14 protein-coding genes are annotated in these 16100 nt (G+C 59.8%); 9 read left to right on the top strand and 5 right to left on the bottom strand.

What is annotated here, in order from left to right:
* The first annotated feature begins 157 nt into the window (after positions 1-157).
* Positions 158-1348 carry a sterol desaturase family protein gene (locus tag ACR0LW_RS05070; RefSeq protein WP_480881780.1) on the top strand — a complete coding sequence of 397 codons (1191 nt, stop codon included), beginning with the start codon at positions 158-160 and terminating at the stop codon, positions 1346-1348.
* A gap of 11 nt (positions 1349-1359) precedes the next feature.
* Here ACR0LW_RS05070 and ACR0LW_RS05065 read toward each other — a convergent pair whose 3' ends face one another.
* A complete protein-coding gene (locus ACR0LW_RS05065) occupies positions 1360-1773 on the bottom strand; it encodes a VOC family protein (RefSeq protein ID WP_480881779.1) in 414 nt (137 codons plus the stop codon).
* Positions 1774-1963: 190 nt separating this feature from the next.
* On the opposite strand from ACR0LW_RS05065, the gene ACR0LW_RS05060 reads away from it, so the two are divergent.
* From ACR0LW_RS05060 to ACR0LW_RS05030, 7 genes are all read left to right on the top strand, one after another.
* Positions 1964-2335: a YciI family protein gene (locus tag ACR0LW_RS05060; RefSeq protein WP_480881778.1), complete on the top strand. Its 372-nt coding sequence runs from the start codon at positions 1964-1966 to the stop codon at positions 2333-2335.
* 3 nt (positions 2336-2338) lie between these two features.
* Positions 2339-3574, top strand: coding sequence for an RNA polymerase sigma factor (locus tag ACR0LW_RS05055; RefSeq protein WP_480881777.1), 1236 nt, complete (start codon positions 2339-2341; stop codon positions 3572-3574).
* A gap of 68 nt (positions 3575-3642) precedes the next feature.
* Positions 3643-4029 (top strand): VOC family protein, encoded by a 387-nt coding sequence (locus ACR0LW_RS05050; RefSeq protein WP_170622414.1) that lies wholly within the window; start codon positions 3643-3645, stop codon positions 4027-4029.
* Between the two features lie 24 nt (positions 4030-4053).
* A complete protein-coding gene (locus ACR0LW_RS05045) occupies positions 4054-4452 on the top strand; it encodes an MAPEG family protein (RefSeq protein WP_170622413.1) in 399 nt (132 codons plus the stop codon).
* Positions 4452-4796, top strand: a complete 345-nt coding sequence (locus ACR0LW_RS05040) for a TfoX/Sxy family protein (RefSeq protein ID WP_480881776.1) — start codon at positions 4452-4454, stop codon at positions 4794-4796. Before ACR0LW_RS05045 ends, ACR0LW_RS05040 begins: the two co-directional genes overlap by 1 nt.
* 12 nt (positions 4797-4808) lie before the next feature.
* A complete protein-coding gene (locus ACR0LW_RS05035) occupies positions 4809-5468 on the top strand; it encodes a DUF2461 domain-containing protein (protein WP_480881775.1) in 660 nt (219 codons plus the stop codon).
* Positions 5469-5952: 484 nt separating this feature from the next.
* Positions 5953-10872, top strand: coding sequence for an OmpA family protein (locus ACR0LW_RS05030; RefSeq protein ID WP_480881774.1), 4920 nt, complete (start codon positions 5953-5955; stop codon positions 10870-10872).
* 112 nt (positions 10873-10984) lie between these two features.
* Here the strand turns inward: ACR0LW_RS05030 and speB are convergent, their stop codons facing one another.
* The 4 genes from speB to ACR0LW_RS05010 all read right to left on the bottom strand — a co-directional run bounded on the left by speB (position 10985) and on the right by ACR0LW_RS05010 (position 14932).
* The gene (gene speB / locus ACR0LW_RS05025) at positions 10985-11947 is read right to left on the bottom strand and encodes an agmatinase (RefSeq protein WP_480584453.1); all 963 of its coding nucleotides are present in this window, start codon (positions 11945-11947) and stop codon (positions 10985-10987) included.
* A gap of 21 nt (positions 11948-11968) precedes the next feature.
* Positions 11969-13249, bottom strand: a complete 1281-nt coding sequence (locus tag ACR0LW_RS05020; RefSeq protein WP_480881773.1) for a TRAP transporter large permease — start codon at positions 13247-13249, stop codon at positions 11969-11971.
* Positions 13246-13842, bottom strand: coding sequence for a TRAP transporter small permease (locus ACR0LW_RS05015; RefSeq protein WP_480881772.1), 597 nt, complete (start codon positions 13840-13842; stop codon positions 13246-13248). The genes ACR0LW_RS05020 and ACR0LW_RS05015 overlap by 4 nt, the downstream gene beginning before the upstream one ends.
* A 73-nt stretch (positions 13843-13915) precedes the next feature.
* Positions 13916-14932 carry a TRAP transporter substrate-binding protein gene (locus ACR0LW_RS05010; protein ID WP_480881771.1) on the bottom strand — a complete coding sequence of 339 codons (1017 nt, stop codon included), beginning with the start codon at positions 14930-14932 and terminating at the stop codon, positions 13916-13918.
* Positions 14933-15078: 146 nt separating this feature from the next.
* On the opposite strand from ACR0LW_RS05010, the gene ACR0LW_RS05005 reads away from it, so the two are divergent.
* Positions 15079-16014: a LysR family transcriptional regulator gene (locus ACR0LW_RS05005; RefSeq protein WP_480881770.1), complete on the top strand. Its 936-nt coding sequence runs from the start codon at positions 15079-15081 to the stop codon at positions 16012-16014.
* Positions 16015-16100 lie beyond the last annotated feature (86 nt).

The raw sequence follows: 16100 nt of genomic DNA, 5'->3' as shown, positions 1-16100 counted from the left end.
TTCCGGTTTCCCGCGCGGGTCAACGGCACAGGCTTGCCGATTGTGAAAAATCCTGACCGATCCTGAAGAATCCGCGCCGTGTTTCGAAATCGGCGCGCCAGCGCTCACCACGCCCGCGCATGTTCCGCCCATATCCCATTTGATGACGGAGCGAACAATGACAGCCCTTTCAGAAATACCATCCATCTATGCCGATATCTTCGGCGCGGACCTGCTGCGATACGTTGTGGGCGCGGGCGGCACTTATCTGGTGATCTGCGTTTTCCTGTCCCGCCGTCTGCGTGGTCAGAAAATCAGAGCCACGGAACCGCCAAAAGGCCAGATCAGGCGAGAGGTTCTGGCCAGCCTGCGCACTGTTCTGATCTTTGCGGCCGCCGGAACGTCAATCGCGTTGGGGGCCAAAGCCGGTCTGATGACAATCTACCCGGACGTCGCGGCCTATGGGTGGGGCCATTTCCTGCTCAGCACAGTCTTGTTGATCGTCCTGCACGACGCGTGGTTCTACTGGACCCATCGCGCCCTTCACTATCCGCCTCTGTTTCGGAGGTTTCACCGGTTGCACCACAGATCGCATCAGCCGACACCGTTTACGTCCTACAGCTTTGATGTGGGCGAGGCTGTGGTGAACGCCGCCTATCTGCCTTTGGTACTGATCCTGATCCCAGCACATCCCGTGGCGCTGTTCATCTTCGTGACTCATATGATGTTGCGAAACGCAGTGGGTCATTGCGGGGTCGAGGTCTTTCCCGCAACAGCCACAGGACGCCCCGTTTTCGGCTGGATGACCACGGTGACGCATCACGATCTGCACCACGCCCATACGGGTTATAACCTTGGCCTCTACTTCTCGTGGTGGGATCGCCTGATGAAAACCGAGCATCCGCACTATCTGCAGGCGTTCGCTAAGGCGGCCCCTCGGATCTCAGGGAACCGCCTCAAAGCCGGGGCGCTGGTTTTTGCCATCTTCGGTATGTGTCTGGCAGACCGGGGAGATGCGTTCGAGCTTTCCGGCAGCTACGCCTCACCGGGGCTGGGCGTCATTGTCAGGTTTGAACCCTGCACGGCAGAGGCCACCACCAAATGCGGTCGTCTGGTTTGGGTCTGGGATCAGGACAAGACCCCCCATGCGCGCATTGGCGATGTGATCCTGACTGACCTTACATTGGACGGGGCCGTTTGGAGGGGTGCGTTGCTTGACCCTGAAACCGGGCGAAGGTTTCAGGGATCCATTCGCGCTGCATCCGGGCACAGTTTGAAACTGAAAGGCTGTGCGGGGATATTCTGTGCCAGCCAGACATGGCATTCGACAAGCTACCTAGGGCAAATCCTTGCCCGTCACAGCGACTGATCGCGCTCGGCCTAGTCGTCCCGTCCGGGCTCATTCGGATTGCTGGAAAACAAAGCGATCTTGTTGCCCTGAGGGTCCCGAAGGTAGCCAACATAGAATTGCGGGCCGTAAGAGGCGCGAAACCCCGGCTGCCCTTCGTCAGATCCCCCAGCTGCAAGGGCTGCCGCGTGAAGATCGCGAACCTGGCGCTGGGTTTGTGCCTCGAACGCGACCATGGTCCCGTTCCCGGCCGAGGCAGTGTCTCCGTCAAACGGTGATTTGACGTAGAACTCTGGCAAGGGGGGCTGGCCGGGTTCCACTGGCAGCGCATAGCTGAGGTCCCCGTGATACCTTTCTAACGAGTAGCCAAGGGCAGGCAGAAACGCGGAATAAAACCGCTCGGCCCGTTCGATATCGTCGACACCAATGGTGACATAGGCAATCATTCTGAAGGTTCCCTTGCAGGCATTTGGCCCCAGCTTACGGCATCTTCATCGCCACGGGTACATAGCTTGGAACAATCACCACGATTTGCACTTGGGCGTGCCGGACGGTTTTGTCGAAGCCAAAACACGCTGTCGGATTTGCAAGTCTTCGCGCGTCCTTGCAGCATGTAACCGAACTGCGGAGGCTGAAATGATCTATGTAATCTCGATTTACGGGCAGGCGGGCGTGTTCGAGGCATTGCCAAAGGATCGCCAGGATGAGGTGATGTCGGGCCACGGCGCGCTGCAAACCGCCCTGAAGGCGCGGGGAGAGTTTGTGACGATGAAACTGATGCCGCCCACCGCAGCCGTCACGGTGGAACCTGCAACGGCCGAGGGTGCTGCGCCGCTGATCACGGATGGGCCGTTCTCGGAAACCAAAGAGAGTTTTCTGGGATTCTACGCCGCAGATTTCAGGGATCTTGATGAGGCGCTGGAGTATGCAAAGATTATCTCGTCACCCGTTGCACGGCTAGAAGTGCGCCCTGTTGCCTGGGCCGGGGGTCTGATTTCGTCGGAATAGCCTATGTCGGATTGGCTGGAGGCCACATTTTCCCAACACCGCCCGCGCGCCCTTGCGGCGCTGACGCGGGTGTTTGGCGATATCGACATGGCCGAAGAAGCCTTTGCCGATGCGTGTGTAAAGGCGCTGACGGTTTGGCCAAAGGACGGTGCGCCACGCGATCCGCTGGCGTGGTTGCTGGCCACCGCCCGGAACGCGGGTCTGGACCACGTGCGCAAGTCCAGCCGCCGCAGCGCAATCCTGTCGCGCCACGCCGAGGAGTTTCAGCCGATGCCCGCCGAAACGCCTGACCCTGATGAGCTGCGCGACGATGTCTTGCGGCTGTTGTTCATCTGCTGCCACCCGGAACTGGACCGGCGCGACCAGATCGCCATCGCCCTGCGGATCGTGGCGGGGCTGAGCGTGGATGAGATTGCCAGTAGCTTTCTGGTCAAACCCAAGACGATGGAACAACGTATCACCCGCGCCAAGAAGAAGATCGCCAGCAACCGGGTCGCCTTTGAAACGCCCAGCCCGACGGAACGCGGCGCGCGGTTGGGTGAGGTGTCGCTGATGATCTACCTGATGTTCAGCGAAGGCTGGTCCTCTTCCGCCGGGCCGACGCAGATGAAGCTGACCTTGTGTGAAGAGGCCATCCGCCTTGCCCGCCTGCTGGCGGGTTTGTTTCCTGCGATGGGCGAACAGGCGTCGCTGCTGGCGCTTTTGTTGCTGCAACACGCCAGACGGCGCGCGCGGATGGACGGGCAGGGCAAGCTGGTTGCGTTGGACGATCAGGACCGCAGCCTGTGGGACAAGGCCAACATCGCAGAGGCGACGGCGCATTTGCAAAAAGCGCAGCGGATTGGCCATCGGGGTGTTTATATCATTCAGGCTTCGATTGCGGCGGAACACGCCCGCGCGGCCTCGTCTGATCAGACGGATTGGACCTTCATCGAAAGTCACTATGCTGCCCTTTACGCCCTGCAACCAACCCCGGTTGTGCGGCTGAACCAGATCGCTGCGCAAGCCAAGCTGTACGGGCCGCGCGATGCCCTGAAGGCTATGGAAGTGCTGGCTGCGGATTTGTCCTCGTATCGCTGGTTTCACGCGATGCGAGGGGGTCTTTTGCAGGACATCGGCGACCACAAGGCGGCGATTGCAGCGTTTGAGACGGCGCTGACCCTCGCCCCAACAGGCCCGGAACGCGTTGCAATCACAGATAAAATCGCAATCAGTAAAAAAGAATTGGGCGAGATGTAGGGATACGGCCCCCTCATGCGTCCTTGGATCAGACCCGCATGTGGCGGGCGCAACCAAGGGAGAAAGCCATGAGTATTCTTGAGATGACCGCAATCGGCAATTCCGGCTGGATCGGCCATTCCGGCCCGGATCAGGGCAAGGCCAAGGCGTTTTATCAGGACGTTCTGGGCTGGGCGATCAACGACATGCCGATGCAGGACGGGTCAAGCTATTCGGCTGCGGTGGTCGGTGAAACCGCCATTGGCGGCTTTTCCCCGATGCCCGAGGACGATGGCAGCTGGACGATCTTCTTCACCGTTGCAGATGTGGACGCAAGTATTGCCACGGCGCAGGCCAAGGGTGCCACGGTCATTCAGCCGGTGATGGACATGCCGGGCGTTGGGCGCATGGTCACGCTGACCGACCCTCAGGGAGCCCGGTTCGCGCTGATCACATATGAAAGCATGGCGTCTTAAGCGCAGCGTGGAAGGAGGGTTCAGATGGTACATATCCCCGAAATCACCCTCGCCGTGACGGCGGTGTTTGTGTTGATCAGCATTCCGATGGCCATCGCCGTCGGAGTGCGCCGCGCCCAGACCGGGATCCAATTGCTGCATGGCGAGGATGAAGGGCTGCTGCGCCTGATGCGGGCGCATGGGAACTTTGTCGAATATGTCCCGCTGGCCCTGTTGGCCCTTGCGGGGGCCGAGGTTGCGGGAACCCCGACCTGGCTGGTGGCGACTTGTGGCGGTGTTTTGCTGCTTGCGCGGTTGATTCACTATTTCAGCCTGCGCGCCTCGACCAACGGCAAGGGCCGCGCGATTGGGGCCGGGCTGACGACCTTGACCATGCTCGTGCTGGCGCTGGCGATCCTCTGGCACCTTGGCGCGGGCGTCTGATGCCAGTGGACGAAGCACTGAACGCCCGCATGCGTGACGCTTTGGCCGCGCATGTGGGGATTTCCGAGAAACAGATGATGGGCGGGCAATGTTTCTTTTTGAACAGCAACATGCTCGGCGGCGTGCGACGGCACAAGGACGGCGTGGGCCGGTTCATGTTACGGGTCGGCAAGGCGAACGAGGCCACGGCGCTGACGGACCCAACGGCCCAAACGGTGATTCACGGAACCCGCAAACTGGGCGGTTTTATCCGTGTTGATGAGGGGAATTGTGACGACGATGCCCTGCAGCACTGGTTGCAGATGTGCCTTGAACACGCCGCAGCCCTGCCCGCAAAAGACTGAACGGAGGAAATGATGACCGGATTCAACTGTTTCTCGCCCGAGGCGCTTGGCTTTCTTGAGGGGTTGAAGGCGAACAACACGCGAGAATGGTTTGCCGCGAACAAGACAATCTATGAACGTCACCTGAAAGAGCCCGGCAAACAGTTTGCAGGCGACGTGGCAACGGCTTTGCATGGCCTGACCGGTCAGAGCCATTCCAGCAAGATCTTTCGCACCCATCGGGACGTGCGTTTTTCCAAGGATAAGACTCCGTACAACGCGCATCTCCACATTGCCTTCACGCCCGAGGGGCAGGCGGGCCAGCCGCCGATGTGGTTCTTTGGGCTGTCACCGGGCAAGCTGTCGCTGGGATGCGGAGTGTTCCAGTATGACAAAACCGCGTTGGCCGCGTTTCGGACCGCGATGGCGGGGCCACAAGGGGCCGAGTTGCTGAAACTGACTGCCGAGTTGCAGGGCGCTGGCATTTGGGTCAGCGAACCCGATCTGAAACGCGTACCATCCGGTTTCGACAAAGATCACCCCAATCAAGATGCGCTGCGCCGCAAGGGGTATTCGGCATGGATTGACCGGACTGATCACGAAAGTGTTATCAGGCCGGACCTGGTGCGGCGATCCATCGATGATTTCCGACGGCTTTTGCCTGTTTATCGGTTGCTGTCCCCGGTCGAATGACGACGGCAACGGGGCAGAAACAAATGTCAGATCAGTGGGTTAAAGACAAGAAGGACAGATCCTGAATTCAGCGGGTGGCCCGGCACACGGATGCTAGTGCGGCGCCCTCAGCCCTGGGATCAACAGCCGACCGCCGTGTCGCGGCGATGCTGCGCCGCGACATTGCCTAAATTTTAGTCACAAAAACCGCATTTGGTCGCGATCTTAACAAAATGTCAGTAGAAGCCAGCCCTTCAAGATGGGGCGTGCAAGTAACGTTCGGCAGCACCAAATACACTCTGATTGCGCTGAAAAAAATCCGTTTCGAAATTGCGTTTTCCTAAGGAAAGCGACCGCAACTGCGGCGCTTCTGCGGTAGCTTTTTTCGAAATTCAACCTGCAACTCCAGCATCTTAACAACGGAAACGGCGGTCAGATCTCTGATGTCTGGCGCCTTGGCAAAGTGAATTGTGCCCCCCGGCGGGCCTGTTAAATGGTGATGAGAATGAAGGTGAACGCGTTGCCTTTGCGCGGTGGTTTCCTGGCCAAAACCCTGTTCGTTTGGGCGCTGTTGCTGGGGCTGATTCTGTCTCCGGTCGAGACCCTTGCGCAGGACAGCGACGGCGACGGTGTCTCTGACGCTCTGGAAGGGTTCGGCACCTTGCCGGACGGTACGCCAATCTCCAACATCGTCGGCACCGGAACCCTTACGGACGGGGCGGCGTGGGACAGCGTGCTTGCCGCTTTGCCCTCCAGCCAGTTCTTTTCCGAAAGTTTCGAAGGCGCGGCAATCGACTCACCGCTGAACGGGTTCAGCAACTCCCGGTTCTCGATCACCGCGACACATTCCAGCGCCCTTCCCCGCGATCTGGATATCGACAACGCCGAGTACGGCACATCCCCAAGAACCGGATCGCGTCAGGCAACGGTCCAGATCGGCGGGTCGCCAAGCGAGACCGCAACCGTGTCGATCAATTTCAATCAACCCGTTGTAGGGTTCGGTCTGTATCTGGGCGATATTCATGATGGCGGTGCGATCTCGAACCTGCAGATTTCCTTCGATGGCACACCGGTTTGGGACAGCACGGATTGGGTGGGAAGCAATCTTGTCGGCACCGTAACAGATTCGATTACCGGCGCTTCGGTGACGCTGGGCAATCAGGTCTTTGGGTTTATCGGAAATTACGATCTGTCAAATCCTGTCAGCAACGTGACCATTACCTATAACGGAGCCGGTACCGGCGACAATTTCACGTTTGACGATATCTCGGTCATCTTTCCCGGCGCGGATTGGGACCAGAACGGTTTCCTTGACCACGATGAGCCCAACCAGTTCATCGCCGTGACCAAGGCGGTGGATACATCCGCATTGTCCTCACCGCCTCAGGCCGGTGAAATCGTCACCTATACATACACCACGCGCAACCTGCGTAACGTGACGATGTTCGACATCGATGTGATCGAGGACGGATCCAGCTTTACGGGCACCGGCACACCTCCGGTCCCTGCCTTTGTCAGAGGTGGCGGGAATGTCGATGGTGATGGCGACGAGGCAGACCTCGTCGGTCGCACCGAGCCGACAGATCCGTTCACGCTGGCCCAGACAACGGTTCACCGGGCGACCTATGCCATTACCGAAGCAGACATTGTTGCCGGATTTGTGGACAACCAGGCCTCGGCCAATGCAATCGACGCCGAGGGGTCGCCCCAGTCGGATTTGTCGGATGAATCCGCCTTTGGCGAAGGGGCAGGGGCCGATGATCCGACCCGCTTCACACTGACGCCCGCCCCGCAGCTTGGCGTTGCAAAATCGGCCTCTGTGGGGGCATTGCTGGCCGATCGCACCGCGAATGTGACCTATACGATCGTCGTGCAGAACACCGGGAACCTGACGCTGGATACGCTGAGCCTGGTGGATGACCTGACAGCATCGGATCAGCTCGGCTCGACCTTCAATGGGGTGACGTCAGCCCCGGTGGTCAGTGCTGTGACCATCGGCGCAGGATCCAGCCTGCCGACGAGCAATGGCGCGTCTTATGACGGCACAAATGACCTGCTTGTGGGCAGCGACGGCGTTCTGGCGCCGGGTGACAGCTATCAGGTCGAATTCACCGTGAACGTGGACCCCACTGCGGCAGGGGCGCCGGCCAGCCTGAACAACATGGCGACCGCCAGCGGGGATGATCTGGGCGGCACGACGGTATCCGATGCGTCCGACAACGGAACCAACCCAACGTCGAACCCCGGCGGGCCGGGCACACCGACCCCGATTGTGTTGCCGATCCCGGTCATCGACGCGGTGGACGATGCGCCGACAGCTGTAAATGGGGTGAGCGGTGCGACGACCGCCTCGGTTCTGGATAATGATACTCTGAACGGCTCTGTTCTGGACCCGGCGGATATCTCGCTGGGCACCTCCGGCACGGCGAATGACGGGGTGACTGTGCTGGGTCCGGATGTGACCCCGGCGGCGGGTTCCATCACCATGAACGCGGCAGGCGAGATCGAGGTCGCTGCGGGCACGACCGCAGGCACCTATGTCTTCACCTACGAGATTTGCGAGACGCTGAACTCCACCAACTGCGACACGGCGCAGGCGACGGTTGTGGTGGATGCAGCGGCAATTGACGCGGTGGATGATGCGCCAACGGCGGTGAAAGGGGCGAGTGGCGCAACAACGGCCTCGGTTCTGGACAATGACACGCTGAACGGCTCTGTTCTTGACCCGGCGGATATCACGTTGACCAACACCGGTACGGCCAGCGATGGTGTCACCGTTCTGGGTCTGGACGTGACCCCGGCAGCCGGATCCATCACGATGAACGCCGCGGGCGAGATCGAGGTCGCTGCGGGAACCACTGCAGGCACCTATGTGTTCACCTATGAGATCTGCGAGACGCTGAACTCCACGAACTGCGACACGGCGCAGGCGACGGTTGTGGTGGACGCTGCGGCGATTGACGCGGTGGACGATGCGCCGACAGCTGTAAATGGGGTGAGCGGTGCGACGACCGCCTCGGTTCTGGATAATGATACTCTGAACGGCTCTGTTCTTGACCCTGCGGATGTCTCGCTGGGCACCTCCGGCACGGCGAATGACGGGGTGACTGTGCTGGGTCCGGATGTGACCCCGGCGGCGGGTTCCATCACCATGAATGCGGCGGGTGAGATCGAGGTCGCTGCGGGCACCACGGCGGGGACCTATGTGTTCACCTATGAGATCTGTGAGACGTTGAACTCCACCAACTGCGACACGGCGCAGGCGACGGTTATGGTCGATGCAGCGGCGATTGACGCGGTGGATGATGCGCCGACGGCAGTGAATGGGGCGAGTGGGGCGACAACCGCCTCGGTTCTGGACAATGATACGCTGAACGGCTCTGTTCTGGACCCGGCGGATATCACGTTGACCAACACCGGTACGGCCAGCGATGGTGTCACCGTTCTGGGTCTGGATGTGACCCCGACGGCGGGTTCCATCACCATGAACGCGGCAGGCGAGATCGAGGTCGCTGCGGGCACGACCGCAGGCACCTATGTGTTCACCTATGAGATCTGCGAGACGCTGAACTCCACCAACTGCGACACGGCGCAGGCGACGGTTGTGGTGGATGCGGCGGCGATTGACGCGGTGGATGATGCACTGACGGCTGTGAATGGGATCACCGGCGCAACAACGGCCTCGGTTATGGACAACGACACGCTGAACGGCATCGCCCTGAACCCGGCGGATGTCACGTTGACCAACACGGGCACGGCCAGCGACGGTGTCACCGCTCTGGGTCTGGACGTGGCCCCGGCGACGGGTTCCATCTCCATGAACGCGGCGGGCGAGATCGAGGTGGCTCCGGGCACGACCGCAGGCACCTATGTCTTCACCTACGAGATTTGCGAGACACTGAACCCCACGAACTGTGATACGGCGCGGATGAGTGTGGAAGTGTCGAACCCATCGCTGATTGACGAGATCGCCGAGGACCTGATTGCAATTCTGGAGGAAGATCGCGACACGACTGTGGAATTGCAAAGCCAGCAGGCCCGGGATTTTGCCGCCGGAGCGCTGGATCGCCTCAGACAGCGCGGCGCGCGTCAATGTGCGACCGCCGTTAACGATCATCTGAACGACCGGCCGATCCTGTTTGATACCGATAAGGCAATCATCAAGCCGGAAAGCGACCCAATTTTGGACCAGATCGCCGAGATTCTGGGAAGCTGTGAGGGCAGCGCATTCGAGATTGCGGGCCATACCGACAGCGACGCATCGGATGCCTACAATCTGGCGCTCAGCCAACGGCGGGTTGATGCGGTTTTGCAGGCCCTGACGGCCCGCGGCGTGGACACAGTCGGGTATCGTGCACGCGGGTATGGCGAAAGCCGTCCGATCGACACAAACGCGACGGCCCAAGGCAAGGCACGCAATCGCCGGGTCGAATTCACTCCGATCGAAGCGCAGGAACAGTATGACACCTGCAAGAGCACATCGGACCTGGACCGAACCTTCAATTTGCAGGCCAATGGCTCGGACGTGACGGTGGATGGTGGGCTGTTTCACCAGAACTACAATTGCGCCCGCGACGTGTGGGAAACCATCGAAGGCTCATTGAACTTCCTCGAGACAGACAGCGGCCTGTCGCAGACCCTGCTGAACCTGTCATACCGTCGAGAGCGCTTTGTCAGCGACAACCGGGTGCGCGGCTACTTTGTCAGGATTTATGGAAGCACCGGTGACGTGACCAGCAGAGCGGAGGGCGAGATTCAGGGCTTTGGCGTCAATGCCGGTATCTTCGGTGCGAACCGGTTCAGCAATGGTCTTTATCTCGATTATTATCTGGGCGGTGCCGTCGGGCGTCATGATTTCGATCTGGATTTCGAAAGAAGCTTTGGCACCATCGCGGCGACTGGCGATTACAGGTATTTTGCCGGTTTCGCGGGCGTGGCCCTGTCGGGTGAGATCGACCGCGAGACCTATCGTTTCGTCCCGCGCGCGGGTATCGACTATGCGTATTCGCCGTCGGTCGATGTGGATGTGGTTGCACGGTTCCAGAGCATCACTGAATCGGGTCTGGTGGAACTGGCCTCGCTGACCAACACGCGGCTTTTTGCAGAACTGCGGATCGAGCGCGAGGTGAACGACGGCGCGTCGCTTCTGGCCTTCACTCCGGTTGTGGCGTGCTATGCCTCGTCGGGAAGTTTCGACAATGCCTGCAGCCTTGGGGCCGAGCTTGAATACGAAAGCTTCAATGAAACAGCACATGGCTGGCAGCACGGCATCCGCATCAGCGGAGAGCGTGGAAACGGGTTCTCGACCCTGTCTGTTGCCGCTGACGTGTCACGGCGATTGCAGCTGGGGCAGGTCACTGCCCGCGCCGGTGTGGATGCGGCCGGGTATTTGAGCCTGGGCGGCGAATATGAGCTGAAGTTCTGACGCCGCAAGCTATACCTGCGTCCGGATCCATTGGTGGTTCGGACGCGCGTTGGTCCAAGAAAAAGGCCCGCCAGTGATCTGGCGGGCCTGTCGTTTTTCGTATCAGTGCGTCTTACTTGTTGTGGAAGATGAACCCGATGAAATTCAGCAGCAATTGTGCCGCCAGAATCTGCGTGCTTTCGCTGGGGTCATAGGCGGGCGCAACTTCGACCAGGTCGATGCCCACCACGTCACCGCGTTTGCTGAGGCCCTGCAGAATTTCCAGAACGTCGTAATACTGGAACCCGCCATGGCTGGGCGTGCCGGTGCCCGGCGCGATTGAGGGGCAGAAGGCGTCGATGTCGATGGTGACGTAATACCGTACACCTTCGGGGATGCGGTCCAGCACGCCCTCGGTGCCCAGCTTGCGCACCTGACGCACCGACAGAATGTCCGAGCCGCGGGCGCGGGCGTCGTCATACCCCTCTTTCGCGGTCGAGGACACGTTGCGGATGCCCAGTTGGGTCATGCCCGAGACGTAATCCTTTTCGATGGCGCGGCGCATCGGGTTGCCGTGGCCGATGGTGACGCCGTGGCGCTCATCGACAAAGTCCAGATGCGCGTCGATCTGGATCACGTGGATCGGGCCGTTCTTTTCGCAATCCTCGGCATAGGCGTTGATGCAGGGGATGTTGACCGAATGGTCGCCACCGATGGTGACCGGGATCGCGCCCGCGTCGAGGATTTTCTTGACGCCATATTCGATATTGGCGTGGCTTTCCTCGGTCTTGGTGTGGATGATGTCGGCGTCGCCCAGATCGACGATGCGCACGTCTTCGCCCAGATAGGTGGCGTCATCCTCGTGGTCATAAGCGCCTGCATGGCCAAAGCTGAACAGGGTCGATGCCTCACGCACCGAGCGCGGGCCAAACCGCGCGCCCGAGCGGAACTGACAGCCGAAATCAAACGGCGCGCCCAGGATCGCCACATCGGCGTCGATCTCGTCCCAGTTTTCGACATAGGGTTTCTTGCCAAAGGTCGAAATGCCGACAAAAGGCAGGTTCAGACGACCAGATTCATAACCATGTCCCGACATGATTTCTCCGTTTCTTATGGTTTAACGATAGGCCAATTCCGGAAGGAACAGCGCGATTTGGGGAAAAGCTATCAGCAACCCTGTCACAATCAACAAAATGATCAGGAACGGGGGCACGCCGCGGACCACTTCGATGAACGGGCGGCGGAACACGGCGATGGCCGTGAACAGGTTGCAGCCGAAGGGCGGCGTGGCCGCGCCGATGGCGACCTGCAGCGTGATCAGCACGCCGACCAGCACCGGATCCAGCCCGCTGGACTTGATCATCGGGGCAAAGATCGGGACCAGGATCAGGATCACCACAATCGAGTCCACGAACATGCAGCCCACAAAGAAGGCCACGTTGATCGCCAGCAGCACCATCAGCGGGCTGGCGCTTTCCAGACCCAGCGCGGCGATGATGGTCTGCGGCACCTGCGCAAAGCTCAGCGTCCAGCTGAACGCCGCACCCGCCGCGATCAGGATGAACACGACCGAGGTGATGGCCCCGGTGGACAACGCGATGTCGAACAGGTCTTTTACCTTGATCGAGCGGAAGATCACGACCTCAAGGATCACCGCATAAAGCACGCAGATCGCCGCCGCCTCGGTGGGGGAGAACACGCCGCCATAGATGCCGCCGACGATGATGGCCGGGAAGCCCATGGGCCACAGCGCCCTGCGCAGGGCAGTGAAACGCGTGCCCCAGCCCTCGCGCGGCAGCACGGGGATGTCATGGCGATAAGCGTAGAACATGCAATAGGCCGAAAACAGCACCACGATCAGCAGCCCCGGCAGGATGCCCGCAATGAACAATTGCGAGATCGAGGTGCCCGAGACCACGCCATAGATGATCATGCCGATGGATGGTGGGATCAGATAGGCAAGGTCGGCGGCGTTCACGATCAGACCGATCGAGAAACTGTCGCTATAGCCCGATTTCAGCATCCGGGGCCGCATCGCGCCACCAATGGCCACAACGGTCGCCTGGGTCGAGCCGCAGACTGCGCCGAACAGGGCGCAGGCCGAGGTGACAGATATGGCCAGACCACCCTTGATATGGCCCATGAAACTCATGACAAGGTCGATCAGACGGTTGGCGGAATGGCCGCGCGTGATGATGTCGGCGGCCAGAATGAACATCGGCACCGCGATCAGCGCGGCGGGTTTGACCCCTCCGATCATCTGCTGGATCAGGATCTGCATGTTCATTGTGGGGAAATAAACCACAAACCCCAGCACCGCAGCCGAGATCAGCGGCATTTTCATCGGAAAGCCCGCCAGCAGCAGGACGATCATGACGGCCAGCATCAACTCGGTCATTTGTCGGCCTCCTCGAATTTCTTGATGGCGGCTGCGGTTTCGGGGTCTTCGTAGCTGTCAATTTCGAGGTATGAGACGTAGACATCTTCCTCGGCGAAATTCAGGTTCCGGATCGCGGTGAGCAGATACTGGAACGAGGCCAGCGCCAGACCGATCACCACCCAGACATACGTCAGATAAAGCGGCAGTTGCAGCGCCGGGGTGATCCGCCCGCGCGAGGCGACTTTCTGCACGTATTCCAGCGCGTACCAGGCCAGAACAGCCATGACGACGGCGGTGGTGGCGGCGATGACGACCATCAGGCCCTTGCGAATCTTGATCGGCAGCGCGTCATAGATCGCCGACATGCGGATATGGATGCCTTTGCGGGTGGCATAGCCCAGCCCCATGAAGGTGACGATCACGATCAGGAACTCATTCAATTCTTCGGAAAAATAGATGGATTGGTTGAACACATAGCGGCCAAAGACATTGGCGATTGTGTTGACGGCCATCAGAATAACACCCCAGCCCAGGATCCAGACTTCGATCCGGCCTATGACGGCGTCGACCTTTCCCAAAATGCCGAAAGGAGTGGCAGTCCCGTTTTCCATGGTGTCCCCCCTTTTTAGAAAGCCTCACGCGCAGAGCGCGTGAGGAAGTTTGGAGTGAGTGGTGGGGGAGTGGTTAATTTCCGGCCAGTTCGGCCTGCAGGGCGTCCAGCAATTCCTGACCGCGGGGGCCTACGGTCTCGACATAGGCTGCCGATGTGCCGGTGCTGCGTGCGCGGAAGGCGTCACGCTCTTCTTCGCTCAGGACGACCAGACCGATATCGGGCTTGGCTTCCTTGATAATGTCCAGACGCTGCTGGTTGAAATCGGTGACAACGCCGTCGATAAAGCCGGTCATGTCGGCCATGGTGTCGCGCACAAGTTGCTGACGGTCGGGGGTCAGGGTTTCGAACCAGTCGGACCCGGCGACAACGGTGGTGACCAGTTCCTGCTCGCCAGCCCAGATCAGGTGGCTGGTAACCTCGTAGAACTTCATCTCTTCGATGGTCGGGATCGGGTTGACCTGACCGTCGATGGCACCCAGTTGCAGCGCGCCGAACACTTCGCCGAACGGCAGCGGGGTCGGGCTGGCGCCCATGTTGTTGTAGGTTTCGACCAGAATAGGCGAGACCATCACACGCATTTTGAAGTTATCGAAATCCTCGGGGGTGCGGATTTCACGGTTGGTGGTCCAGACCTGAGGACCTTCGGAGTACATGGTCAGAACTTCCAGACCGCGCTTGCGGAAATCGTCATTCAGCGGACCATAGATGGTTTCCGAGCTGCTCAGCACCTCTGAAATCGCTGCCGGGTCGGAGGGCAGCAGATAGGGCAGCAGGAACACCTGGCTTTCCGGCACAACAGTACCCAGGTTGCCGATCGAGACGTTGGTGAACTGGATCACGCCATCAGCGGCCTGTTCCACGGTTTCGGTGGGCGTGCCCAGCGTACCCATCGGAAAGACAGTGACGGTGACTTCGCCGTCGGTTGCGGCCTCGATGCGCGATTTGAACTCTTGCGCGTAGGCATCCATGATCGAGCCCGGAATTTCCTCGATGGCGAATTTCCAGTCCTCAGCCAAGGCGGTGAATGGGGCAAGGCCAAGCAGGGCGGCGGCTGCGGTCGTGCGCATTTGTCGTAGAGTGAAGGTCATGCGGGGGTCCTCCCTTTTATCCTTTTGGGGGTCTTGTTGGGAAGAAGCACAGCACAGATCATTACACGAAAAAATATCACATTGCTTATGTTCACATAAATAAAAGTTGTGTAAGTAAGCGGCACAACTTGCCAGAGCTGACGCCGTTGAAACTGTTCAGAAATACACTGCTGGAAACTTTCGTGACCGTCGTGGAATGCGGTGGCTTCACGGATGCGCAATACGCTTTGGGCATCACCCAATCCGCGATCAGCATCCGAATCCGTGATCTGGAAGAGGCGTTGGGGTACCGGATCTGCGAACGTGGGCGCGGTGGGTTTCGCCTGACCGAGCGGGGTGAGATCGCCTATCGCAAGGCTGGTGAGATCCTGCGCAATATCCGGGATTTCGATGCCGAATTGCTGGAGCTTCGGGATGCCGTCACAGGCGATCTGCGGATCGGCATCGTAGACGCGATAAATACCCTGACCGATCTGCACCTGACCCGGTCCCTGCAACAATTCCTGGACCGCCCGAATGAGGTCAGGCTGGAAATGGTGGTGGCCTCACCGACCGAATTGACGCAAAGGCTGATCTCGGGCGATGTGCACGTGGCCATTGCGCCGTTCCGAAGCCAGGTACCCGAATTGCGCTATACCAAACTGTGTGATGAGGAGCACCGGCTGTATTGCGGTCGGGGTCATCCGCTGTTCGACTGGCCGGACGAGGATATTGACCTAAGTGTCGCGTCACGTTTCGAGATTTGCCAGCGCTCGTACAGCGCGCTGATGCCGCCCGAACTTCAACCCAGCGATCCCAAGGCCGTTGTGGCAAACATGGAGGCGATGGCGACGCTGATCGAGACCGGAGCCTATCTGGGCCCTTTGCCGGTTCATTACGCCGAGAGCATGGGCCGTAAGAAGAACCTAAAGGCGCTGGCCCCTGACCGGTTGCACTGGACCTCGACCTTTTTTCTGGCGACGCGGGCGTCCAACCTGCAACGGCGCGCAGTTGAGCTGTTTGTCGATTGCGTCATTCAGGGGTGCAACGGGGGGTATCCTGGCGCTGATGAGTTCAGGTCAGGTTGGGAAGGGCACAGCTAAGTCTTGCGCATGTATGGGTAGCCTTCAGGCATCAGGCAAGCTACCCAGCCGCGCGGCGCACGGCTGGACCGGTTGGTTATTGGGGG

The organism is Ruegeria sp. N4 (assembly GCF_056531425.1).
This window is presented reverse-complemented; position numbering and strand designations above follow the sequence as displayed.